General features: G+C 70.6%; 20 protein-coding genes and 2 pseudogenes. 8 read left to right on the forward strand and 14 right to left on the reverse strand.

Annotated elements, in window-relative coordinates; all coding sequences use genetic code 11:
- Positions 1-51: 51 nt before the first annotated feature.
- Positions 52-873: a hypothetical protein gene (locus tag OG199_RS19545; protein ID WP_405830509.1), complete on the reverse strand. Its 822-nt coding sequence runs from the start codon at positions 871-873 to the stop codon at positions 52-54.
- Between the two features lie 515 nt (positions 874-1,388).
- On the opposite strand from OG199_RS19545, the gene OG199_RS19550 reads away from it, so the two are divergent.
- The 5 genes from OG199_RS19550 to cseC all read left to right on the forward strand — a co-directional run bounded on the left by OG199_RS19550 (position 1,389) and on the right by cseC (position 6,315).
- Positions 1,389-2,309 (forward strand): A/G-specific adenine glycosylase, encoded by a 921-nt coding sequence (locus OG199_RS19550; protein ID WP_405830510.1) that lies wholly within the window; start codon positions 1,389-1,391, stop codon positions 2,307-2,309.
- Positions 2,310-2,577: 268 nt separating this feature from the next.
- Positions 2,578-3,129 (forward strand): SigE family RNA polymerase sigma factor, encoded by a 552-nt coding sequence (locus OG199_RS19555; protein WP_168529360.1) that lies wholly within the window; start codon positions 2,578-2,580, stop codon positions 3,127-3,129.
- Positions 3,117-3,776 (forward strand): hypothetical protein, encoded by a 660-nt coding sequence (locus OG199_RS19560; protein ID WP_356803792.1) that lies wholly within the window; start codon positions 3,117-3,119, stop codon positions 3,774-3,776. Before OG199_RS19555 ends, OG199_RS19560 begins: the two co-directional genes overlap by 13 nt.
- 30 nt (positions 3,777-3,806) lie before the next feature.
- Complete coding sequence (cseB, locus tag OG199_RS19565; RefSeq protein WP_266700661.1) at positions 3,807-4,517, forward strand: two-component system response regulator CseB; 711 nt, start codon at positions 3,807-3,809, stop codon at positions 4,515-4,517.
- 505 nt (positions 4,518-5,022) lie between these two features.
- Complete coding sequence (gene cseC / locus OG199_RS19570; RefSeq protein ID WP_401804360.1) at positions 5,023-6,315, forward strand: two-component system sensor histidine kinase CseC; 1,293 nt, start codon at positions 5,023-5,025, stop codon at positions 6,313-6,315.
- 148 nt (positions 6,316-6,463) lie between these two features.
- On the opposite strand, the gene OG199_RS19575 is transcribed toward cseC, so the two are convergent.
- Positions 6,464-8,053, reverse strand: a complete 1,590-nt coding sequence (locus OG199_RS19575; RefSeq protein ID WP_405834595.1) for an MDR family MFS transporter — start codon at positions 8,051-8,053, stop codon at positions 6,464-6,466.
- A 198-nt stretch (positions 8,054-8,251) separates the two neighbouring features.
- Here OG199_RS19575 and OG199_RS19580 point away from each other — a divergent pair, with 198 nt between their 5' ends.
- Positions 8,252-8,851 (forward strand): helix-turn-helix domain-containing protein, encoded by a 600-nt coding sequence (locus tag OG199_RS19580; protein ID WP_356803788.1) that lies wholly within the window; start codon positions 8,252-8,254, stop codon positions 8,849-8,851.
- A gap of 34 nt (positions 8,852-8,885) precedes the next feature.
- Here OG199_RS19580 and OG199_RS19585 read toward each other — a convergent pair whose 3' ends face one another.
- Both OG199_RS19585 and OG199_RS19590 read right to left on the reverse strand, forming a co-directional pair.
- Positions 8,886-9,533 carry a M23 family metallopeptidase gene (locus tag OG199_RS19585; RefSeq protein WP_401803852.1) on the reverse strand — a complete coding sequence of 216 codons (648 nt, stop codon included), beginning with the start codon at positions 9,531-9,533 and terminating at the stop codon, positions 8,886-8,888.
- A gap of 958 nt (positions 9,534-10,491) precedes the next feature.
- Positions 10,492-13,017, reverse strand: a complete 2,526-nt coding sequence (locus OG199_RS19590) for an ATP-dependent Clp protease ATP-binding subunit (protein ID WP_148012285.1) — start codon at positions 13,015-13,017, stop codon at positions 10,492-10,494.
- Between the two features lie 430 nt (positions 13,018-13,447).
- On the opposite strand from OG199_RS19590, the pseudogene OG199_RS19595 reads away from it, so the two are divergent.
- Positions 13,448-13,654: pseudogene (locus OG199_RS19595) on the forward strand (hypothetical protein); the annotation flags it as partial.
- A gap of 168 nt (positions 13,655-13,822) precedes the next feature.
- Positions 13,823-14,212 (forward strand): annotated as a pseudogene (locus tag OG199_RS19600) (SCO3374 family protein); the annotation flags it as partial.
- On the opposite strand, the gene OG199_RS19605 reads toward OG199_RS19600, so the two are convergent.
- The 10 genes from OG199_RS19605 to OG199_RS19650 form a co-directional block, all read right to left on the reverse strand.
- The gene (locus tag OG199_RS19605; protein ID WP_266700657.1) at positions 14,191-14,526 is read right to left on the reverse strand and encodes an Lsr2 family protein; all 336 of its coding nucleotides are present in this window, start codon (positions 14,524-14,526) and stop codon (positions 14,191-14,193) included. The pseudogene OG199_RS19600 and the gene OG199_RS19605 sit on opposite strands and share 22 nt — an antisense overlap.
- Positions 14,527-14,753: 227 nt before the next feature.
- Positions 14,754-15,317, reverse strand: a complete 564-nt coding sequence (locus OG199_RS19610) for an amino-acid N-acetyltransferase (protein ID WP_356803784.1) — start codon at positions 15,315-15,317, stop codon at positions 14,754-14,756.
- 9 nt (positions 15,318-15,326) lie between these two features.
- On the reverse strand, positions 15,327-15,827 hold the full coding sequence (locus tag OG199_RS19615) for a BlaI/MecI/CopY family transcriptional regulator (RefSeq protein WP_405830514.1): 501 nt from the start codon (positions 15,825-15,827) through the stop codon (positions 15,327-15,329).
- Between the two features lie 134 nt (positions 15,828-15,961).
- Positions 15,962-16,141 carry a hypothetical protein gene (locus OG199_RS19620; protein ID WP_168529340.1) on the reverse strand — a complete coding sequence of 60 codons (180 nt, stop codon included), beginning with the start codon at positions 16,139-16,141 and terminating at the stop codon, positions 15,962-15,964.
- A 13-nt stretch (positions 16,142-16,154) separates the two neighbouring features.
- Positions 16,155-16,778: a hypothetical protein gene (locus OG199_RS19625; RefSeq protein WP_351716396.1), complete on the reverse strand. Its 624-nt coding sequence runs from the start codon at positions 16,776-16,778 to the stop codon at positions 16,155-16,157.
- Positions 16,779-17,091: 313 nt separating this feature from the next.
- Positions 17,092-17,889 (reverse strand): type III pantothenate kinase, encoded by a 798-nt coding sequence (locus tag OG199_RS19630; protein WP_075032429.1) that lies wholly within the window; start codon positions 17,887-17,889, stop codon positions 17,092-17,094.
- A 5-nt stretch (positions 17,890-17,894) separates the two neighbouring features.
- Positions 17,895-18,911, reverse strand: a complete 1,017-nt coding sequence (gene nadC / locus OG199_RS19635; RefSeq protein WP_401803860.1) for a carboxylating nicotinate-nucleotide diphosphorylase — start codon at positions 18,909-18,911, stop codon at positions 17,895-17,897.
- Positions 18,912-18,916: 5 nt separating this feature from the next.
- Positions 18,917-20,716, reverse strand: coding sequence for an L-aspartate oxidase (locus OG199_RS19640; RefSeq protein ID WP_405830516.1), 1,800 nt, complete (start codon positions 20,714-20,716; stop codon positions 18,917-18,919).
- Positions 20,713-21,702 carry a pantoate--beta-alanine ligase gene (panC, locus tag OG199_RS19645; protein WP_405830518.1) on the reverse strand — a complete coding sequence of 330 codons (990 nt, stop codon included), beginning with the start codon at positions 21,700-21,702 and terminating at the stop codon, positions 20,713-20,715. Before panC ends, OG199_RS19640 begins: the two co-directional genes overlap by 4 nt.
- Positions 21,699-22,631, reverse strand: coding sequence for a DUF2520 domain-containing protein (locus OG199_RS19650; protein WP_356806600.1), 933 nt, complete (start codon positions 22,629-22,631; stop codon positions 21,699-21,701). Before OG199_RS19650 ends, panC begins: the two co-directional genes overlap by 4 nt.
- Positions 22,632-22,733: the final 102 nt, after the last annotated feature.

Below are 22,733 nucleotides of genomic sequence, written 5' to 3' on the forward strand. Positions count from 1 at the left end.
CCGGATCACCCGGGGATCCTGACCGCCTAGGAGGCCGGATCGCCCAGGGTCTCAGTCCTGCGTCAGGACGAACGAGGTCTGTGCCTTGGCCAGCCCCGGCGCCTTCGCCTCCACCAGGTAGGTGCCCGCGGACGCCGAACCCGCCGGAGGCGTCGCGCACTCGGGGGCACTGGCCGTGCGGTCCCAGTCGACCGTGTAGGTCACCTGGCCGCCGGCCGGAACACGGAAGAAGAGACTGGAGACGTCCTTGGGGCAGTCGGCGGAGGACCAGAAGCTCTTGTCCTCCCCGGCCTGAGTGATCGTCAGGACGGCTTTCTTCGGGCCGAGATCGACCTTGCAGTCACTGCCGGAGGAGTTCTTCGCGACCAGCTGGACCGAGGGCTTGGCGCCGGGTCCGTACGAGTTGTGCACGCTGCGCAGGGTCAACCTGACCGCGCCTGCCGTGCAGTTGGGGAGTGTGGAACCGGCCGGGACCTGATCGGCGGATCCGGCGGATCCGATGCCTCCGCCGCCGGAGCCGCCGTCCGAGCCGCCGGCGCCTCCGGCGGAACCGCTGCCGGAACCGTCCCCGGTGCCGGAGCCGTCGCCGCTGCCGCCGCCACTGCCGCCGGGGTTCGCGCTGCCGCTCGACTCGTCGCGTCCGCCCGGGTGTTGGCTTATCGCCGGGCCGGATCCGGAGGGGCCCGGGGTGATCGTCTCCACGGGACCCTTCCCGTTGGAACCGTCCGCGCCCTTCTTGCCGCCACCGCCCCCGGTGCTGACGATCCAGACCGTCAGCAGCGCCAACAGCGCCACCAGAGACAGCAGAACGGCCCTCCGACGCCAGTAGATGGTGGAGGGTAGCGGCCCGACCGGATTGCGCAGAGATCCCACGGCGCAAACTGTACGAGAGATCGGAGCCGGGGCTTGCCCCACCCGCCGCCCTGAGCGTCAACTTTTCCGGATCATCATCTCGACAGCCCGGTGAGGTTGTCACCCCCGTCCGGTTTTCGCCCCCGCCGCCCCTACCCTCCCCCACGCTCTCGGCTTCGCTCGAGCACGGGCGGGGGCCCCCGTCATCCGTACCAGGGGGCTCCGCCCCCAGACCCCCGCTTCGCCCGAAGGGCTCGTCCTCAAGCGCCGGACGGGCTGAAATTCCCGGCCCCGGGCGTCAGCCTTTGACGGCGCCCCATCAGCGCGGGCTCGCACATCCAGCCCGTCCGGCGCTCGAGGACGAGGCCGTCCAGGCCGAAGCGCGGGTCCTGGGGGCGCAGCGCCCCTGGCGGGGTCTGGGGCGGAGCCCCGGGGACAGGACGGGTCGGGCAGGGCGCCGGGGTGCGGTCGCGCAACCCGCCCATGTACGCGAGAAACACACCCCGGCACCGACGCATGGCAGGATCGGAAACGTCATGACTGCACCCACCTTGCCCACACCCAGCCCCCAGCCCTCCGCCCCCGGCGAGACCCTGCACGAGCCGGTGATCACCTGGTTCGACGAGCATGCCCGCGATCTCCCCTGGCGCCGCCCCGACGCCGGCCCCTGGGGCGTGATGGTCAGTGAGTTCATGTTGCAGCAGACCCCGGTGAGCCGCGTCCTGCCCGTGTACGAACAGTGGGTGGCCCGCTGGCCCCGCCCCGCCGACCTCGCCAAGGAGGCCCCGGGCGAAGCCGTCCGCGCCTGGGGCCGCCTCGGCTACCCCCGCCGCGCCCTCCGGCTGCACGGCGCCGCGGTCGCCATAACGGAACGCCACGGCGGCGACGTACCCACGGAGCACGCGCAGCTGCTCGCGCTGCCCGGCATCGGCGAGTACACGGCCGCGGCGGTGGCTTCCTTCGCGTACGGCCAGCGGCACGCCGTGCTGGACACGAACGTGCGCAGGGTCTTCGCCCGGGCCGTGGCAGGCGTGCAGTACCCCCCGAACGCCACCACGGCCGCCGAGCGCAAGCTCGCCCGCGCCCTGCTCCCCGAGAGCGAGCGCACCGCCTCCCGCTGGGCCGCCGCCTCCATGGAACTCGGCGCGCTGATCTGTACGGCGAAGAACGAGAGCTGCCACCGCTGCCCGATCGCCGACCAGTGCGCCTGGCGGCTGGCGGGCAAGCCGGAGCACGACGGCCCGCCGCGCCGCGGCCAGACGTACGCCGGCACCGACCGTCAGGTGCGCGGCAAGCTGCTCGCCGTACTCAGGGAAGCCGTCGCGCCCGTCCCGCAGTCCGCCCTGGACCGCGTGTGGGAGGAGCCCGTGCAGCGCGCGAGGGCTCTGGACGGGCTCGTCGCCGACGGACTCGTCGAACCCCTCACGGGCGGTTTGTATCGGCTGCCCTTGACCTGATGTCGGCCATCCCTCGCTTCCTGACCTGCCAAAACATCCCCAAACAGGACATGTAGCCGCCTCGCTTTACCCGCCTCCTCCTTCCGTTACACAACCGACGTACAGCCGACTGCTCGTCGCAGGCTGTCTCGGACAACCCCGTGACAACGCCTCCGTAGCTTCATTTCCGTACCGCACGCACAGCGGAACGACAGCGGTACACAAGCGACGGACCACCGACAGCAGGCGTCAGCAGGCGGGTCGGAAACGGGGATGGAGGCGGTTGATCATGGCGCACGGCGAGGTGCTCGAATTCGAGGAGTACGTCCGCACTCGGCAGGACGCGCTGCTGCGCAGTGCCCGTCGCCTGGTCCCCGACCCCGTCGACGCCCAGGACCTGCTCCAGACCGCGCTCGTACGCACGTACGGCCGTTGGGACGGCATCGCGGACAAGCGGCTGGCCGACGCGTACCTGCGCCGCGTGATGATCAATACGCGGACCGAGTGGTGGCGTGCGCGGAAGCTCGAGGAGGTGCCCACCGAGCAGCTGCCGGACGCCCGCGTCGAGGACTCCACCGAGCAGCACGCGGACCGCGCGCTCCTCATGGACATCATGAAGGTGCTCGCTCCGAAGCAGCGCAGTGTCGTGGTGCTGCGACACTGGGAGCAGATGTCCACGGAGGAGACGGCCGCCGCGCTCGGCATGTCGGCCGGAACGGTCAAGAGCACGCTGCACCGGGCGCTGGCCCGGCTCCGCGAGGAGCTGGAGAGTCGGGACCAGGAGGAGCGCGGCGCCCGCGCGCTCGAACCGGGTAAGGAGCGGGAGCGTTGCGCGGCCTAGGAATTCGGGCCAGGAGGGCCGGCCGGGTACTGAAGGCGGTGGGCGCGGCGACGGCCGTGTTCGCCGCCCTCGGGCTTTTCCTGACCGCCTGTGCCACGGGGGGTACGGGGGCCCGTGACGAGGGCCCGGCGGGCAGCGAGGCGGTGGCCAAGGCCCCCACGACGCCCACCGGCTCCCCCTCGGCCACGAAGGCCCCCAAGCGGGTGGACGTGGTCAAGCTCGTCAAGGACGATCCCGAGGTCAGTCCGTCGGTCAAGAGCGCCCTCAAGCCGTGCGTGGCCGACGAGTACCCGGTCGACGTGTCGTACGGGGAACTGACCGGGGGGCCCTCGGACGACGTGGTGGTCAATGTGATGACCTGCGGAGACGCTGTCGGCATCGGCTCGTACGTGTACCGCGAGGAGAAGGGCCGGTACGAGAACGTGTTCAAGACCGAGGAGCCACCGGTCTACGCGGAGATCGACCGGGGCGATCTGGTGGTCACCCAGCAGCTGTACAAGAAGGGCGACCCGGTGTCGTACCCCTCCAGCGAAGAAGTGATCACCTACGGCTGGTCCGCGACCCACTTCACCGAGGAGTCCCGGACGCACAACGACTACAGCAATGCGGTGGGCGCCACCGACGCCCCCTCCCCCGCCGCGAACTGAAGAGCAGACGCAACAAAACGGAGCAGCCGGATGGCAGAGCAGACCCACGTCCTGTTCGTCGAGGACGACGATGTCATCCGCGAGGCCACGCAACTCGCGCTGGAACGCGATGGCTTCGCGGTCACCGCGATGCCCGACGGCCTGTCGGGCCTGGAGGCGTTCCGTGCGGACCGTCCCGACATCGCCCTCCTGGACGTCATGGTCCCCGGCCTCGACGGCGTCAGCCTGTGCCGTCGTATCCGTGACGAGTCCACCGTCCCGGTGATCATGCTGTCGGCGCGGGCCGACTCGATCGATGTCGTCCTGGGTCTGGAGGCGGGCGCCGACGACTATGTGACCAAGCCCTTCGACGGGGCCGTGCTGGTCGCCCGCATCCGCGCGGTGCTGCGGCGCTTCGGGCACGCGAGCGGTCCGAACGCGGGCACGGACACGCCCTCGTCGGTCGACGGCGGTCTGCTCTCCTTCGGGGACGGGGACCTGGAGATCGACACCGAGGGCATGGAGGTGCTCAAGGGCGGGGTGCGGGTCGCACTGACACCCACCGAGATGCGGCTGCTGCTGGAGTTCTCGTCCGCGCCGGGCACGGTGCTGAGCCGCGACAAGCTGCTCGAACGGGTGTGGGACTACGGCTGGGGCGGTGACACCCGCGTCGTCGATGTCCATGTCCAGCGACTGCGCACGAAGATCGGCCAGGACCGGATCGAGACGGTCCGTGGTTTCGGCTACAAGTTGAAGGCCTGAGCAGGGTATGCGGGGGATGTTCCAGCGCCGGAATCCGGCGGACGACGACAGACCGGGCACCGTCCACGGCGGACCGGGGGGCGGCTCCGGCGGACCGGGCACCGTCCACGGCGGACCGGGCGGCGGCTCCGGCGGACCGGGCACCGGCTTCGGCGCATCCGGCGCCGGCACCGGCGGGCCAGGTGGCGCTCACGGCGGACGGAACGGCGAGCGCGTCGGGCCGCGCGGCACCCTTGGCGGACCGGTCGGCGATCGCAGCGGGCGGGGCGGCGTCCGTGGCGGACCGGGCGGCGGGTACGGCGGAGCGGGTGACGTTCCCTTCCACGGCGGCGGACCGGGCGGTACGGGTGGCGGGTCCGCCGGCTTCGGCGCCCGGACCGGCGCGGGCTCGGGTGGCAACCACGGCGGCCCCCACCACCGCGACCACAGCGGCAGCGGCGAGCGCCTCCGCGGCGGCGGCAGACCCGCCCGTGGTCGCCGGCCCGCCGGGGCCGGACCGACCGGTATGCGCACCGGCATCCGGTGGAAGCTGAGCGCGGCCATCGCCATGGTCGGCGCCCTCGTCGCGGTCGCGCTGAGCCTCGTCGTGCACAACGCGGCACGCGTCTCGATGCTCGACAACTCGCGTGATCTGGCGGACGAGCGGATCCAGGTCGCCCAGCGTATGTACGAGTCCGGCCGCACGCAGTCCTTCGGGGTCAAGGTCGACGACCCGACGATCCCCGGAGACCTGCTGGCGAAGGTCGAGGAGGGACGGCGAGCCACCTACGTGGCCGACCGTCCCAACGGCGTACCGGACATCTGGGCGGCCGTGCCCCTCAAGGACGGCCGTGTCCTCTCGCTCCACACCGGGTTCACGGACCGCAACACCGACGTCATGAAGGACCTCGACCAGGCGCTGATCATCGGCTCGATCGCGGTCGTCTTCGGCGGCAGCGCCCTCGGCGTACTGATCGGCGGTCAGTTGTCGCGCCGGCTGCGCAAGGCCGCGGCCGCCGCGAACCAGGTCGCCAAGGGCGAGACCGACGTCCGCGTACGGGAAGCGATCGGCGGGGTCGTGCGCGACGAGACCGACGACCTGGCGCGGGCGGTGGACGCCATGGCGGACGCGCTCCAGCAGCGCATCGAGGCCGAGCGCCGGGTGACCGCCGACATCGCGCACGAGCTGCGCACACCGGTCACGGGACTGCTGACCGCGGCCGAACTGCTGCCCCCCGGCCGCCCCACGGAACTCGTCCGCGACCGGGCACAGGCCATGCGCACGCTCGTCGAGGACGTCCTGGAGGTGGCCCGGCTGGACGGTGCCTCCGAGCGGGCCGAACTGCAGGACATCATGCTGGGCGAGTTCGTCACGCGACGGGTGGCCGCCAAGGACGCCGACATCGTCGTACGCGTGATCCACGAGTCCGAGGTCACCACGGATCCGCGTCGCCTGGAGCGCGTCCTGTTCAATCTGCTGGCCAACGCGGCCCGGCACGGCAAACCGCCGATCGAGGTCTCCGTGGAGGGCCGCGTCATCCGGGTGCGCGACCACGGTCCCGGTTTCCCCGAGGAACTCCTGGCCGACGGCCCCAGCCGCTTCCGCACCGGCAGCAGCGACCGCTCGGGCCACGGCCACGGGCTGGGCCTCACCATCGCGGCGGGCCAGGCCCGGGTGCTCGGCGCCCGGCTGACCTTCCGCAACATCCGGCCCGCGGGCGCCCCGGAGGACGTGGCCGCGGAGGGCGCGGTCGCGGTGCTGTGGCTGCCGGAGCACGCGCCCACGAACACGGGCAGCTTCCCCCTGCTGCCGGCGTGAGGGAGCGGGAGCCCTCGCGGCACCGGTACACATCACAGGTCTCTGGGCGCCCATGAACGCCGGTGGACGCCCGGACACCCGATGGACGCCCTGTTACGGGAGAAGGCCCCCGGGGCGGACACGCCGGGGGCCTTCGGATCGAGCGGGGTCAGACGGTTTCCGCCAGGGTTTCCATCGGCGGCGCGGGCTCGGCCTCGGACTTGGCCGGCGCTCCCGCGCCCCGCAGCGGGACCTCCTTCACGAAGACCGCCGCCACCAGTGCGCCCAGGGCCACCACGGATCCCAGCAGGAACGCGGAGTGCGTCCCGGAGGACACCGCGAACTGATAGGCCTCACGCGCCGCGGCCGGCAGCTTGGCCAGGCTGGCCGCGTCGAGCTGCGCGGACTGCTCGGTCATCTTGGACCCCAGCGCCCCGGCCCGCTCGGCCATCACGTCCTGGACGCGGTGGTTGAAGAGCGCGCCCATGATCGCGACGCCGAAGGACGAACCGAGCGTACGGAAGAGGGTGGTGGACGAGGACGCGACGCCCATGTCCTTCATCTCGACGCTGTTCTGCGCCACCAGCATCGTGATCTGCATCAGGCAGCCCATGCCCAGGCCGAGCACGGCCATGTACAGGCCCGAGGTCAGCCGGGTGGTACCGGTGTCCATCTGCGAGAGCAGGAACAGGCCCACCGACATCAGCACACTGCCGACGACCGGGAACGCCTTGTAGCGGCCGCTGCTGGTGGTGACCCGCCCGGCGACCATCGAGGTGACCAGCATCGCGCCGAGCATCGGCAGGAGCAGCAGGCCGGAGTTGGTCGCGGACGCGCCCTGCACGGACTGCTGGTACAGCGGCAGGAAGAGCACGGCGCCGAACATCACGAAGCCGGTGATGAAGCCGATGACGGACATCAGCGTGAAGTTGCGGTTGCGGAAGATGTGCAGCGGCAGGATCGGCGAGGCGGCCTTGGTCTGCACGAAGACGAAGCCGACGAGCGCGGCGACGCCGATGCCGATGAGCTCCATGATCCGCGCGGAGCCCCAGGCGTACTCGCTGCCACCCCAGGTGGTGACGAGCACGATCGACGAGATGCCGATGGTGAGCAGGCTGGCACCGAGATAGTCGATCTTCGCCTCGACCCGCTTCTTCGGCAGGTGCAGCACGGCACTGACGGCCAGCAGCGCGACGATGCCGAGCGGCAGGTTGATGTAGAAGGACCAGCGCCAGCCCCAGTGGTCCGTGATGGAGCCGCCGACCAGCGGTCCGGCGATCATGGCGAGCGCCATGATGCCGGCCATCATGCCCTGGTACTTGCCCCGCTCGCGCGGCGGGATGAGGTCACCGATGATCGCCATGACGCCGACCATCAGACCGCCGGCGCCCAGACCCTGGATGGCACGGAAGCCGATCAGCTGTCCCATGTCCTGCGCCATGCCGCTGAGCGCGGAACCGACGAGGAAGATGACGATCGAGGTCATGAAGGCGCCCTTGCGCCCGTACATGTCGCCGAGCTTGCCCCAGATCGGGGTCGAGGCGGCGGTCGCGAGCGTGTACGCGGTGACGACCCATGACAGGTGCTCCAGGCCGCCCAGCTCGCCCACGATCGTCGGCATCGCCGTGCCCACGATCATGTTGTCGAGCATCGCGAGGAGCATCGCGATCATGAGCGCGAGCAGGACGACCCGTACGCTGCGTGGCTGCTTCTCGGCCTGTTTCCCGGTCTGTATGACCGCTTCCGTGTTGTCCGCCATCATTCCCACTCCCCTGGGTCCCGCTGGATGCCCACTGGTGTCCGGGGCGACTGCCCCTGCTCTGCTACTTACTTGCCGACCGGCAAGTTGACTACACTGAGGGAAAGTAGCCCTGTAACTAGCCGGGCGTCAAGTAAGTTTTCCTGGATTTGCCCGTGAGGCGTCACGTACGTTTCAAGGAGCGCGAGGAGTAACAGGATGGGCGACGACACCATGGACGGCACCAAGCGACAGCGTCGCGGGGACACCCGTCAGCGCATCCAGGACGTGGCCCTCGAACTCTTCTCCGAGCACGGCTACGAGAAGACCTCGCTGCGCGAGATCGCCGAGCACCTGGACGTCACCAAAGCGGCGCTGTACTACCACTTCAAGACCAAGGAAGACATCCTCAAGAGCCTCTTCCAGGACCTGTCCAGGCCCATGGACGAGCTGATCGAGTGGGGACGGCAGCAGCCGCGCACGCTGGCGACGAAGCAGGAGATCCTGCACCGCTACAGCAACGCCCTCGCGGACGCGGCCCCGCTCTTCCGCTTCATGCAGGAGAACCAGGCCGCCGTCCGTGAGCTGCGCACCGGCGAGGACTTCAAGGACCGCATGATCCGCATGATCGACCTGCTCAAGGAGCCGGAAGCGGACCTGACGAACCAGGTCCGCTGCATCAGCGCGCTGTTCTCGATGCATGCCGGGATGTTCATGCTGAAGGACGTCGAAGGCGACCCCGAGGAGAAGCGCAAGGCCATCCTGGAGGTCGCCGTCGATCTGGTGACGCAGGCGCACAGCGGTCCCGTCGCTCCGTGAACCATCACGCCTTCGAGGTCACACCCGGGTGTGCTTAGACCGTCACGCCCTTGGCGCGCAGGAAGGCGACCGGGTCGATGGCCGAGCCGTAGTTCGGGGTCGTACGGATCTCGAAGTGCAGGTGCGGTCCGCTGGAGTTCCCGGTGTTGCCCGACAGCGCTATGTGCTGGCCGGTGGCGACGACCTGGCCTATGCGCACGTCGATCCGGGAGAGGTGGGCGTACTGGGAGTACGTCCCGTTGCCGTGCTTGATGACGATGGCGTTGCCGTACGCGGGGCCGTCGCCGGCGCCGTTGCCGCCGGCCTTGACGACGGTGCCGCCGTGGGCGGCGGACACGTCGGTGCCCAGCGGAACCGCGAAGTCCTGGCCGGAGTGCTTGTGGGCCCACATGCCGCCGGCCTGGTTGAAGGTGGCGGACAGCGTGTACTTCTTCACCGGGTCGATCCAGGAAGCGGCCTTCTTGGCCGTGGTGTGCTGAGCCTTCCCGGCGGCCTTGGCCTGGGCGGCGGCCTGGGTCTGCACCACACTGGCCGTCGTACTGGTGGCGGCGCTGTCCAGGGTGCTGGCGGACGCGATCCCGGCGCCCAGCACGACCGAGGCGCCCACCGAGGCGGCGAGGACGGCCGTCCGGCTACGGAGCAGGGACGTACGGGAGTGACGGGACGTGACACGCTTCGACATCTGAACCTCATGGAGACGGGGACGGGGGACTTGAACCCACCCGGAGCTCGTCGCTGCCGGAGGGGGCCATCCCTTGGTAACCCGGACCCCGGCGAATCCCCAAAGCCCCCTTCTACGACGCTAGGTCGTACTTGACCCCGAAACGACCGACTCCTTGACAGAAGCTACGCCGTGCACTGATTCGTCCGTTTTTTCTGGAAGAAGTTAGGTTTAACCCCACTTCTCACCCCGCATAGCAGGGCGGGAACGACCCTTCGCCCCACCCCTGCCGCGAGCCCCCGGACCCCCGGGTGAGCCTTGCTCGAAAAGTCCGATTTGCCCCCCTGGGTCCCTCCACTAACAGTCCTAGTACGGGACAAATCGCCTGTGCGTCATGTCACCGCGGAGGCGCCTACAGGGCCCGGTCCGGTCCCTCCCGCGACCCCGGTCCCGAGGCGAACCGGACCTCTCGGGGAGAGACGAAGGTGGGCGGATCCGCGCGCACGGACCGTGCGCCGAGGCCTGGCCCTCGTACGCCCCCGCGCACGTTGGCCTGCCTGCATATCCGCCTGCCGTCGGCGTCGCCTGTCGTACGGCTTCCGGGCCCGCACAAGCGGCCCGGTGGGGGCGGCACGGCCATGTACCGTCCGCGGCCACGCCAATGGCTCGGGAGCGGCCACGCCAGGGGCTCCGTTACGGCCACGCCAATGGCTCGGGAGCGGCCACGGCAGGGGCTCTGGAGCGGCCACGTCAGCGGCTCGGGTGCGGCCACGCCAGGGGCTCCGGAACGGCCTGATCCGGCCCCGGGCTCGCCCGGAGGTCCTGTCTCCGGCCGCAACCCCGTCGGCGGAGCCTGAGACGGGGCCACGGCCGGATCCGTCCCCGTATGCCTACCGCCGTGAACAACAGGACGAGGGGCTGCCCCGGGACCGAAGTCCCGGGGCAGCCCCTCGTCTCCTACTGCGGCGAACCCGGAGGGTTACGCCTCCTTGCTCAGGTTGGGACCGGCCCCACCCGCGGCCTGCTCGATCGGCGGGACGTCGGGCAGTGCCGACTTCTCCTCGCCGCGGAAGGTGAAGGTCGCGGTGTCGCCCTCGCCCTCCGTGTCGACGACCACGATGTGACCGGGACGCAGCTCGCCGAAGAGGATCTTCTCCGAGAGCGTGTCCTCGATCTCGCGCTGGATCGTGCGACGCAGCGGCCGCGCGCCCAGAACGGGGTCGTAACCCTTCTTGGACAGCAGTTCCTTGGCGGACTGGGAGAGCTCGATGCCCATGTCCCGGTCCTTGAGGCGCTCGTCCACCTTGCCGACCATCAGGTCGACGATCTTGAGGATGTCGTCCTGCGTCAGCTGCGGGAAGACGACCACGTCGTCGACGCGGTTGAGGAACTCGGGACGGAAGTGCTGCTTGAGCTCGTCCGACACCTTGTTCTTCATGCGCTCGTAGTTGGACTTCGTGTCACCCGTGGCCGCGAAGCCCAGGTTGAAGCCCTTGGAGATGTCCCGGGTGCCGAGGTTGGTCGTCATGATGATGACCGTGTTCTTGAAGTCCACCACCCGGCCCTGGGAGTCGGTCAGCCGACCGTCCTCCAGGATCTGCAGCAGCGAGTTGAAGATGTCCGGGTGGGCCTTCTCGACCTCGTCGAAGAGGACGACCGAGAACGGCTTGCGGCGCACCTTCTCCGTCAGCTGGCCGCCCTCCTCGTAGCCCACGTAACCGGGGGGCGAACCGAAGAGACGCGACACCGTGTGCTTCTCGCTGAACTCCGACATGTCGAGGGAGATCAGCGCGTCCTCGTCACCGAAGAGGAACTCGGCGAGGGCCTTGGACAGCTCGGTCTTACCGACACCGGACGGGCCCGCGAAGATGAACGAACCACCCGGGCGCTTCGGGTCCTTCAGACCGGCCCGGGTACGGCGGATCGCCTTCGAGAGCGCCTTGACGGCGTCCTTCTGACCGATGACCCGCTTGTGGAGCTCGTCCTCCATGCGCAGCAGGCGGCTCGACTCCTCCTCGGTCAGCTTGAAGACCGGGATGCCGGTCGCGGTCGCGAGGACCTCGGCGATCAGCTCGCCGTCGACCTCGGCCACGACGTCCATGTCGCCGGCCTTCCACTCCTTCTCCCGCTTGGTCTTCGCCGCCAGCAGCTGCTTCTCCTTGTCGCGGAGAGAGGCCGCCTTCTCGAAGTCCTGGGAGTCGATGGCCGACTCCTTGTCGCGGCGGACGCCCGCGATCTTCTCGTCGAACTCGCGGAGGTCCGGCGGCGCGGTCATCCGGCGGATGCGCATCCGGGAGCCCGCCTCGTCGATCAGGTCGATCGCCTTGTCCGGCAGGAAGCGGTCCGAGATGTAGCGGTCGGCCAGGGTGGCGGCCTGGACCAGCGCCTCGTCCGTGATGGAGACGCGGTGGTGTGCCTCGTAACGGTCGCGCAGGCCCTTGAGGATCTCGATCGTGTGGGGGAGGGAAGGCTCCGCCACCTGGATCGGCTGGAAGCGGCGCTCGAGGGCCGCGTCCTTCTCGAGGTGCTTGCGGTACTCGTCCAGAGTCGTCGCACCGATGGTCTGGAGTTCACCGCGGGCCAGCATCGGCTTCAGGATCGAGGCCGCGTCGATGGCTCCCTCGGCGGCACCCGCACCGACCAGCGTGTGGAGCTCGTCGATGAACAGGATGATGTCGCCGCGGGTGCGGATCTCCTTGAGGACCTTCTTCAGGCGCTCCTCGAAGTCACCGCGGTAGCGGGAGCCGGCGACCAGCGCGCCGAGGTCCAGGGTGTAGAGGTGCTTGTCCTTGAGGGTCTCGGGCACCTCGCCCTTGACGATGGCCTGCGCCAGGCCCTCGACGACAGCGGTCTTGCCGACGCCGGGCTCACCGATCAGGACCGGGTTGTTCTTGGTCCTGCGGGAGAGCACCTGCATGACCCGCTCGATCTCCTTCTCGCGCCCGATGACCGGGTCGAGCTTGGACTCACGAGCGGCCTGGGTGAGGTTCCGGCCGAACTGGTCGAGGACCAGGGACGTGGAGGGGGTGCCCTCGGCAGGACCGCCGGCGGTGGCGGTCTCCTTGCCCTGGTAACCGGAGAGCAGCTGGATGACCTGCTGCCGCACCCGGTTGAGATCGGCGCCCAGCTTGACCAGGACCTGGGCGGCGACGCCCTCGCCCTCTCGGATCAGGCCGAGCAGGATGTGCTCCGTGCCGATGTAGTTGTGGCCCAGCTGAAGGGCCTCGCGGAGCGAGAGCTCCAGGACCTTCTTGGCACGGGGGGTGAAGGGGATGTGGCCGGACGGAGCCTGCTGCCCCTGCCCGATGATCTCCTCCACCTGCTGGCGGACCGCCTCGAGCGAAATCCCGAGGCTCTCCAGGGCCTTAGCGGCGACACCCTCACCCTCGTGGATCAGGCCCAGGAGGATGTGCTCGGTGCCGATGTAGTTGTGGTTGAGCATCCGGGCTTCTTCCTGAGCCAGGACGACAACCCGCCGCGCGCGGTCGGTGAACCTCTCGAACATCGTTAATCGCTCCTCAGAGCGGTCAGGCAGTAAGGGGACGCTCCCCTCCCTGTCCTTCCGCAGCTTAGTCCCGCAAGCGGGGACCGCTCATTCCAACTGCCGACACCGTCCTTGGCCTCCTGACCCCGAACGCCGACATCTGCTCCAACCTGATGGTGCGAGACGATGTTCCCGCAGGCCAGGCAGATACCCTCATGAGCTGTACGCCGATGGCGAACGTGAGGTGCCAAGGCACTGCGTGTCGCCCCTCCCACTAGGGATGTCTTACCCGTACGCACTGACACTCCATGCGGCGCGCACAGGTTCCCTCCGCTACGGGCGAACATCTTTGCGCCGCCGATCGTCCCCGCGCGCCCCCTTGTTCGACACTCTGCGCTCATCACGAAACACCCAGCGTAACTCTGGAGCCCTTCCGTCGGTTGCTCCTGTCATGGTTCCCACTGTCCCCCTTCCTCGCCTCCCGCTCGACCCGAGCGACCGGACGCGGAGGTGGTACGAGAACGAACTGGGCTGGACGACCGTGCCCGGCTCACCGGTGCGGCTGGCCACCGGCAGGCGCTTCGACGTGCTGGAAGTCCCCGCGGAGGCGGGATTCGCGGCCCTGCGGCACCTGGGTCCGACGTCCCCGGTGGCGCTGCACAGAAACCCGCCGAAACGGCATGCGGATTCCGGAGAATCCGGTGAATCCACTGATTCCGGCGATCCACGGGATTCCGGAGCGCGGGAGGAGACGGTTTTCCGGGCGCCGCACGGAGATTCAGGAGATTCCGCGGTCGGCCCGGCGGATTCACCGTCCCGGCGCGGGGGCCGGCCGGTCCGGCGCGGGGCGCGGATGCGGCTGCTGGTGGCCGCGGGGAGCGCCGAGGAGCTGCCGGGGCTGCTCGACTGGCTGGAGTGGGGCGCCCTCGCGCTGGATCTCACGGCGATCGGCGTGGGCGGGAGCATCGGGGCTCCGCTGCCGCCGGGGATGCCCGAAGGGCCGCTCACCGCCGGCGGGTCCGGTCCGCAGGGGGCCGCCGTCTGGCTGCGGCCCCCTGAGCCGGGGGGCGAGGTGGAATCCTCGCTGCCGACTCTGTCGGCCATGGGGGGCGGTGGGGGCGCCCCCGATCTCGTACGACTCGTGGACACGATGGCGACGCAGTGCCACCGCATCCGGTTGCGGCGCGCGTGCGCTCAGCCGTTGGCCTTCTCGTAGGCCTCGCGAATGGACGCGGGAACGCGGCCACGGTCGTTGACCTCGTAACCGTTCTCCTTCGCCCACGCGCGGATCTGCGCGGTGTCCTGGCTGCCACCGGAAGCGACGCGCGCCTTTCCGCGACCCCCCGAAGCACGGCCACCGGTACGGCGCCCACCCTTCACGTAGGGGTCGAGAAGACCACGCAGCTTGTCCGCATTGGCGGTCGTGAGATCGATCTCGTAGGTCTTGCCGTCCAACGCGAACGTCACGGTCTCGTCCGCCTCGCCACCGTCGAGGTCGTCGACAAGAAGGACCTGAACCTTCTGTGCCACCGGATTTCCTTTCATCGATAACGTGAGGGCCGAGGGTCTGCGGCGTAGGCCGCCGTTTCGCGTCCCCTGTTATATGCAGTACTGCAGTACGTCGGAAAGCAAACCGCTTTTGCTGGAAAAACACAAACCCCTGGGGGAGACTCGGGGGCCACTGGAAGCCCGGAAACGTGCGCGTTTCGGACATAGGGAACGCGGGCAAGGCGGTCCGGCGGAATAGTGGCCGGCGATCACAGATGCAGAAGCATCCGGCTGTTGCCCAAGGTGTTCGGTTTCACTCGTTCGAGACCGAGGAACTCCGCGACACCTTCGTCATAGGAACGCAGCAGCTCGGCGTACACGTCGGTGTCGACCGGTGTCTCACCGATCTCCACGAAGCCGTGCTTCGCGAAGAAGTCCACTTCGAAGGTGAGACAGAAAACGCGGCGAACACCGAGCCAGCGGGCGGTCTCCAGCAACTTCTCCAGCAACTGATGACCGACGCCCGCGCCCTTGACCGCGGGGTTCACGGCGAGAGTGCGCACTTCCGCGAGGTCTTCCCACATCACGTGCAGCGCACCGCAGCCGACCACCTCGGTACTCGAGCCGGCGTCGCGCTCGGCGACCCAGAACTCCTGGATGTCCTCGTAAAGAGTCACCGTGGCTTTGTCGAGGAGGATGCGGCGTCGGACGTTCGCGTCGAGGAGGCGGCGCACGGCCGGGACATCGCCGGTCCTGGCCCGCCGGACGGTGATGGCTTTCGCGGTGTCTGCGGGATGCGGCGCGGGCCGCCGCGCCGGATGCTCTGCTGGCATGAGCGGACGCTATCGCCCGGTGCCGTCACGGTCCGAGGCGGGGTTCTCGCCGCCCGGCTTCTCACCTGCGTTCCCGGCCGGGTTCTCGCCCGGGTTCTCGACCGGGTTCTCGCCCGACTTCTCCTCGTGCTTCTCGCCGGAAGCTTCCGGAGCCGCCCGTGTTTCGGCATCGCCCGGACCTTCTTCGGGACCTTGCACGATACGCATGGCGTCGCGCAGCGCATGGCGCTGTTCCTGGCTCATCATGCCGAAGAAGGCGACGAGAGCGGCCGCGGGGTTGTCACTCTGCGACCATGCGTCGTTCATGAGGGCCGCGGAGTAGGCGGCACGCGTGGAGACCGCCTCATATCGATAGGCCCGGCCTTCCGCCTCGCGACGCACCCAGCCCTTCTGATGGAGATTGTCCAAAACGGTCATCACCGTGGTGTAGGCGATGGACCGTTCCTGCTGAAGGTCTTCCAGGACTTCTCGAACGGTCACCGGACGGTTCCACTTCCACACCCGCGTCATGACCGAGTCTTCGAGTTCTCCCAATGGGCGAGGCACAGCTCAGAACAATAGTGGGAGATCAGCAACAAAAAGGGCGTACGACTCGAAAAACGTATGAGTCGTACGCCGATGAGCGCCCCGAAGGGGCCGGGCGCTCAGGCCTCGGAGTCCCGGGAGACCTGGCGGGCGCTGTCCGCGCGCGCGAGCGCGGCGTCGACGACCGCGTCCTCCTTGGACTTGTTGGCACCGCCCTGGGTCTTGACGATCGTCACGATCAACCCGATGAAGAACACGGCCATCACTACGGGGGGCACGAGCGCGGAGACATAGTCCATGCCTCCAGAGTAGCTAGCCCGCCGCGAGCTGCTGAGGGGGGTTCACCGGGGGCGGCGCGGGCTTGCGCCTCGGCGGGAAGACCTCGCCCGGGGTGGGGATCGGGCGGTCCGGGCGCGGACTCCTGCCCGGGGGGTTCGGCTTCGGATCGGCGGCCGGCCGGTCCGACGGCTTCCGGACGGGCTCGTCGGGGCCCGCGGCCCGTGCCAGACCGCCGGGGAGGGCTGTCAGCCGGGTGCGGGAAGCCGGGACCGTGGGAGTGGCCGTGCGGCCCGCCAGGCGGGCGCGGACGTCCCGTTCGGCGAGGTCGCAGCAGCGCTCCAGCAGGGCGGCCGCGGCGGGGTTGCCGCGCAGGGCGCGCAGGGCGGCGAGATCGTCCGGATTCGGCCGGTAGCCGGTGGCCAGGGTCTCTTCCAGGAGTACGAGGTAGCCGGCGGCCGTGCCGGGCAGCGCGGCCCGGTAGCGGGAGAGGTCGGCCAGCAGGAAGGCCCGGAGCCTGGCTCCCTCGCGGGCCGCCTCGTCGACGGATTCGGCGAGCCGGAGGCAGTCCTGGACGTCTTCGGCCGAGGCGGGAGCGGGATGGAGGGCGAGGGCGAGAGCGCGACGGAGCACACGCAGCTCCTGCGCACCGAACGCCATGCCGCCGCGGGATCCGTAGGGCGTGGGCATGCCGTGACGATACGCGCTAATCAGACAAAATCCGCCATATCCCCCTACGCGTGTCCTGACCCCGCCCGTCCCCTGGGGCACCGCCCCCAGACCCCCGCCAAGGGGCTGCCGCCCCCTGGACCCCCGCTTCGCCCGAAGGGCTCGTCCTCAAGCGCCGGACGGGCTGAAGATCCGCAGCCCAGGCCGGCACCATCAGCCCGTCCGGCGCTTGAGGACGAGGCCGTCCAGACCGAGGCGGGTCCGGGGGCGGAGCCCCCAGGGATGGGACGGGGGCGAAGGAACCTCAGGTACGGGACACGTTTCGCTCGTACACCAGGCGGAGCCCGATCAGCGTGAGCCACGGCTCGTGCTCGTCGATGACGGAGGACTCCCCCAGAACCATCGGCGCCAGCCCCCCGGTCGCGATGACCGTGACGTCGTCCGGATCCTCGGCGAGCTCCCGCACCATCCGGTTGACGACCCCGTCCACCTGCCCCGCGAACCCGTAGATGATCCCGGACTGCATCGCCTCGACGGTGTTCTTGCCGATGACCGCCCGCGGCCGGGCCACCTCGATCTTGCGCAGCTGGGCCCCCTTGACCCCGAGCGCGTCGACGGAGATCTCGATCCCCGGCGCGATGACACCGCCCACGTACTCGCCCCGCGCGCTGACCGCGTCGAACGTGGTCGCCGTACCGAAGTCGACGACGATCGCCGGCCCCCCGTAGAGCTCGACGGCCGCGACCGCGTTGATGATGCGGTCCGCCCCGACCTCCTTCGGGTTGTCCGTGAGGATCGGCACGCCCGTCTTGACGCCGGGCTCGACCAGGACGGCCGGGACGTCGCCGTAGTAGCGGCGGGTCACCTCACGCAGCTCGTGCAGCACGGACGGGACGGTGGCACAGATGGCGATGCCGTCGATGCCGTCGCCGAGTTCCTCGCCGAGCAGCGGGTGCATGCCCATCAGGCCCTGGAGGAGCACGGCGAGCTCGTCGGCGGTGCGGCGGGCGTCCGTGGAGATGCGCCAGTGCTCGACGATCTCCTCGCCGTCGAAGAGGCCGAGGACCGTGTGGGTGTTGCCGACGTCGATGGTGAGGAGCATGGGTCCTACTCCGCCTCGTCCGTGGAAGCCTCGTCCGTCGACGCGTCGCGCAGGTCCAGGCCGATATCCAGGATCGGCGAGGAGTGGGTCAGGGCGCCCACCGCGAGGAAGTCGACGCCCGTCTTGGCGTACTCCTCGGCGTTGCCGAGGGTGAGCCGGCCCGAGGCCTCGAGGAGCGCCCGGCCGGCGACCAGGGTCACCGCCTCCTCGCACTCCGCGGGCGTGAAGTTGTCGAGGAGGATCAGGTCGGCGCCCGCCTCCAGGACCTCGCGCAGCTGGTCCAGCGTATCGACCTCGACCTCGATCGCGACGTCCGGGAACGCCTCACGGACGGCCGTGAAGGCCTGCTGCACGCCGCCCGCGGCGACCACGTGGTTGTCCTTGACGAGTGCGGCGTCCGAGAGCGACATGCGGTGGTTGACTCCGCCGCCGCAGCGCACCGCGAACTTCTCCAGGGAGCGCAGGCCCGGGGTCGTCTTGCGGGTGTCGCGCACGCGCGTGCCGGTGCCCTCCAGGGCGTCGGCCCACGCGCGCGTGGCGGTCGCGATGCCGGACAGGCGGCACAGCAGGTTCAGCGCGCTGCGCTCGGCCGTGAGGAGGTCGCGGGTGCGGGTGGTGACGCTGAGGAGTTTCTGTCCCGCCTCGACCCGGTCGCCGTCCTCGACGTGCCGCTCCACCTCGAACTCGTCGGTGCAGACCACGGAGACGACCGCTTCGGCGACCCGCAGGCCCGCGACGACGCCCGCGTCACGGGCGGTGAAGTCCGCGGTGGAGACGGCGTCCTCGGGAATGGTCGCGACGGTCGTCACGTCCACGCCGTTGTCGAGGTCCTCCTGGATGGCGACGTTCGCGATGTCCTCGACCTCCAGCGGGTCGAGCCCGGCGTCGGCGAGGAGCTGGGCGAGCGCGGGGTCGAGGCCGCACTCCAGGTACGTCTCGTCGCCGTCGTAGTCGGCGCCGCCACAGCCGCAGCCGTCGCCGCAGCCGCCGCTCTGGGCGAGGGGAAGGTCGGGGGTGCTCACTTCGGTCACTGCTCCTGGTTGCGGGGCGTCTGCGGGGGCATGGGGGTCTCCCCTGCTCGGGCGGGGCCGTCTGCCTGGGGGAGGGTCGGGGGGAAGTCTGCTGTGTCGGTGGTGTGCACGGCGAGCGTGCGGTCGGGATTCAGCCGTACGACGATGTGCCGGCGCCAGTCCAGGTCGTCGCGGTCGGCGTGGTCCTCGCGCCAGTGGCAGCCGCGGGTCTCCTCGCGCAGGAGGGCGGCGGCGACCAGGACCCGGGCCACGCACAGGAGGTTGGTGGCCTCCCAGGTGTCGACGCCGGGCTCGGAGGTCTTGCCGTTCTCGTCGAGGGCGTCACGGGCGTCCGTGTGCAGCCGCTGGAGACGGTCGGCGGCCTGGGCGAGGGACTCGGCCGAGCGCAGGACGCCCGCGCCGTCCGTCATGATCCGCTGGATGGCGAACCGGGCCTCCGGCGCGAGCAGCGGGTGCGCGGGCTTGTCGGGGTGCGGGACCGGCTCGGGCACGCGCGCGTGGAGGCCGTCCTCCCCACGGCTGTGCGCGATGTCGGCCGCGATGCGCTCGGCGTAGACCAGGCCCTCCAGGAGGGAGTTGGAGGCGAGGCGGTTGGCGCCGTGCACACCGGAGCAGGCGACCTCGCCGCAGGCGTAGAGGCCGGGCACCGTGGTGCGGCCCCGGGCGTCGGCGCGGACGCCGCCGGAGGCGTAGTGGGCGGCCGGGGCGACCGGCACGGGCTGCGTCACCGGGTCGATGCCGTGGGCGCGGCAGGCGGCGAGGATGGTCGGGAAGCGGTGCCCCCACATGTCGGCGCCGAAGTGCCGGGCGTCGAGGTACATGTGTTCGGCGCCCTGCTCCTGCATGCGGCGCATGATGCCCTTGGCGACGATGTCCCGGGGCGCCAGCTCGGCCAGCTCGTGCTGGCCGACCATGAAGCGCACGCCGTCCGCGTCGACCAGGTGGGCGCCCTCGCCGCGTACCGCCTCCGACACCAGTGGCTGCTGGCCCTCCGCGTCCGGGCCGAGGAACAGCACGGTCGGGTGGAACTGGACGAATTCGAGGTCGGAGACCTCGGCGCCGGCGCGCAGCGCGAGGGCCACGCCGTCGCCCGTGGAGACCGAGGGATTGGTGGTCGCGGAGAAGACCTGGCCCATGCCGCCGGTGGCGAGGACCACGGCGGGGGCGTGCACGGCTCCCACGCCGTCGTGCTGGCCCTCTCCCATGACGTGCAGGGTCACACCCGCGGTGCGGCCGTCGGCGTCCGTGAGGAGGTCCAGGACGAGCGCGTTCTCCACCGTACGAAGGCCACGCGCGCGTACCGCCTCGACGAGTGCCCGGGAGATCTCGGCGCCCGTCGCGTCACCGCCCGCGTGCGCGATGCGGCGGCGGTGGTGGCCGCCCTCGCGGGTGAGTGCCAGGTCGCCCTCGGAGGACTCGTCGAAGTGCGCTCCGGTCGCGATGAGGCGGCGTACGGCGTCGGGGCCCTCGGTGACGAGGATGCGTACCGCGTCCTCGTCGCACAGTCCCGCGCCCGCGACCAGGGTGTCGTCGAGGTGCTGCTCGGGGGTGTCGCCCTCGCCGAGGGCGGCGGCGATGCCGCCCTGGGCCCAGCGGGTGGAACCGTCGTCCAGGCGGGCCTTGGTGACGACGACGGTCGTCAGGCCCGCGGCCTCGCACCGCAGAGCGGCGGTGAGACCGGCGACGCCGGAGCCGACGACCACCACGTCGGCGGTCAGGGCCCAGCCGGGGGCGGGCGCGTGCAGTCGTATGCCAGTACCTGTGCCTTTACCGGTACCTGTGCCTTTGCCGGTCACGAGGCGGCTCCGAAGGTGAGGGGGATGTTGTCGATCAGGCGGGTCGTCCCGACCCGGGCGGCGACGGCGAGGACCGCCTCGCCGGTGAAGTCGTCCTGGATCTCGGTGAAGTCGGACGGATCGACCAGTGCCAGGTAGTCGAGGGCCAGCGGCGGCCGGAGACGGGCCGCCTCGTCCAGGATCACGCGGGCGGCCGCGCGGACACCGGAGGGGCCGCTGGGGGCGGCCTTGGACACGGCGTGCGCGTCGGCGGCGGCGCGGGACTCGCCGATCGCGCTGAGTGCCTCGGCACGCGCGCGCGTGGCGGGTACTTCGCGGGCCCGCGCGCGCAGGGCCTCCTGGGCGGCGTGCCGGTCGCGGCCGGCGAACAGCGCCTGGGAGAGGGCGAGGGCGGTGCGCCGCTCCTCGGGCGAGAGGAAGCGGTTGCGGCTGGAGAGGGCGAGTCCGTCGTCCTCGCGCACGGTGGGTACGCCGACGATCTCGATGCCGAAGTTCAGGTCGCGCACCATGCGGCGGATGAGGGCGAGCTGCTGGGCGTCCTTCTGCCCGAACAGTGCCGTGTCGGGCCGGGTGAGATGCAGCAGCTTGGCGACGACGGTGAGCACGCCGTCGAAGTGGCCGGGGCGTGTGGCGCCCTCCAGCCGACCGCCCATGGGGCCGGCGGAGAGCCGGACCTGGGGTTCGCCGCCCGGGTAGACCTCGTCGACGGAGGGGGCGAACACGGCGTCCGCGCCCGCCTGCTCGGCGATCTTGACGTCGGATTCGAGGGTGCGCGGGTAGCGGTCGAGGTCCTCGCCGGCGCCGAACTGGAGGGGGTTCACGAAGACGGTGACGACGACGTCGCCCCGTGGGCCGGCGATCTCGCGTGCGGTGCGGATCAGCGTGCCGTGGCCCTCGTGCAGGGCTCCCATGGTCATCACCACGACCCGGCGGTCGCCGCGTCCGCGCGCGTGCAGGTCGTCGGAGGTGCGCAGCAGGACGGTCATCGGTCGCTCCCGTCGTCGGGCAGGGTCGCGCCGTCGGCGAGTACCCCGAGGAGGTCCTCGGCAAGTTCCGGCTTCAGCAGTCCGTGGGCGAGGGCGCGGTCGGCGGTCGCGCGGGCCATCGCGAGATAGCCCGCGACGGTCTGCGGGGCGTGCTTGCGCAGCTCGGCGACGTGGGCCGCGACCGTGCCCGCGTCGCCGCGCGCGACCGGCCCGGTGAGGGCCGCGTCGCCGGACCTGAGGGCGTTGTCGAGGGCGGCGCCGAGCAGCGGGCCGAGCATCCGGTCGGGTGCCTCGACGCCCGCCGCGCGCAGCAGGTCCATGGACTCGGCGACCAGGGTCACCAGGTGGTTGGCGCCGAGTGCGAGGGCCGCGTGGTAGAGCGGCCGGGACTCCTCGGAGATCCACTCGGGCTCGCCGCCCATCTCGATCACGAGGGCCTCGGCGGCGAGACGCAGCTCCTCGGGCGCGGTGACCCCGAAGGAGCATCCGGCCAGCCGCTGCACGTCCACGGGGGTGCCGGTGAAGGTCATGGCGGGGTGCAGCGCGAGCGGCAGGGCGCCCACCCTGAGCGCCGGGTCGAGCACCCGCGCGCCGTACCGCCCGGAGGTGTGCACGAGCAGTTGGCCGGGCCGGACCGCGCCGGTTTCCGCGAGTCCTTCGACGAGTCCGGGCAGGGTGTCGTCCGGGACGGTCAGCAGCACGAGGTCGGCGCGCTCGAAGACCTGGGCCGGAGGCATCAGCGGCACGTCGGGCAGGAGCAGCGCGGCACGGCGCCTGGAGGCGTCGGAGACCCCGGACACGGCGACCGGGCGGTGGCCGGCGAGCTGGAGGGCCGCCGCGAGGGCGGGACCGACGCGGCCCGCGCCGACGACGCCGACGCTGAGGCGGGCGGGTCGGTCCTTGGGTTCTGGCTGGTGGGATGTACTCACTCGACGGCGGCCTTCCGTTCCAGTCCGCTCGGGGTACCGGACGATTTCTCGTCATGTTAACGCGATTGGTTCGAGCGCCGTTTCGGTTGTCCACAGGCTGTG

This window comes from Streptomyces sp. NBC_01176, from assembly GCF_045039825.1.
In the GTDB taxonomy this organism is placed as follows: Bacteria; Actinomycetota; Actinomycetes; order Streptomycetales; family Streptomycetaceae; genus Streptomyces.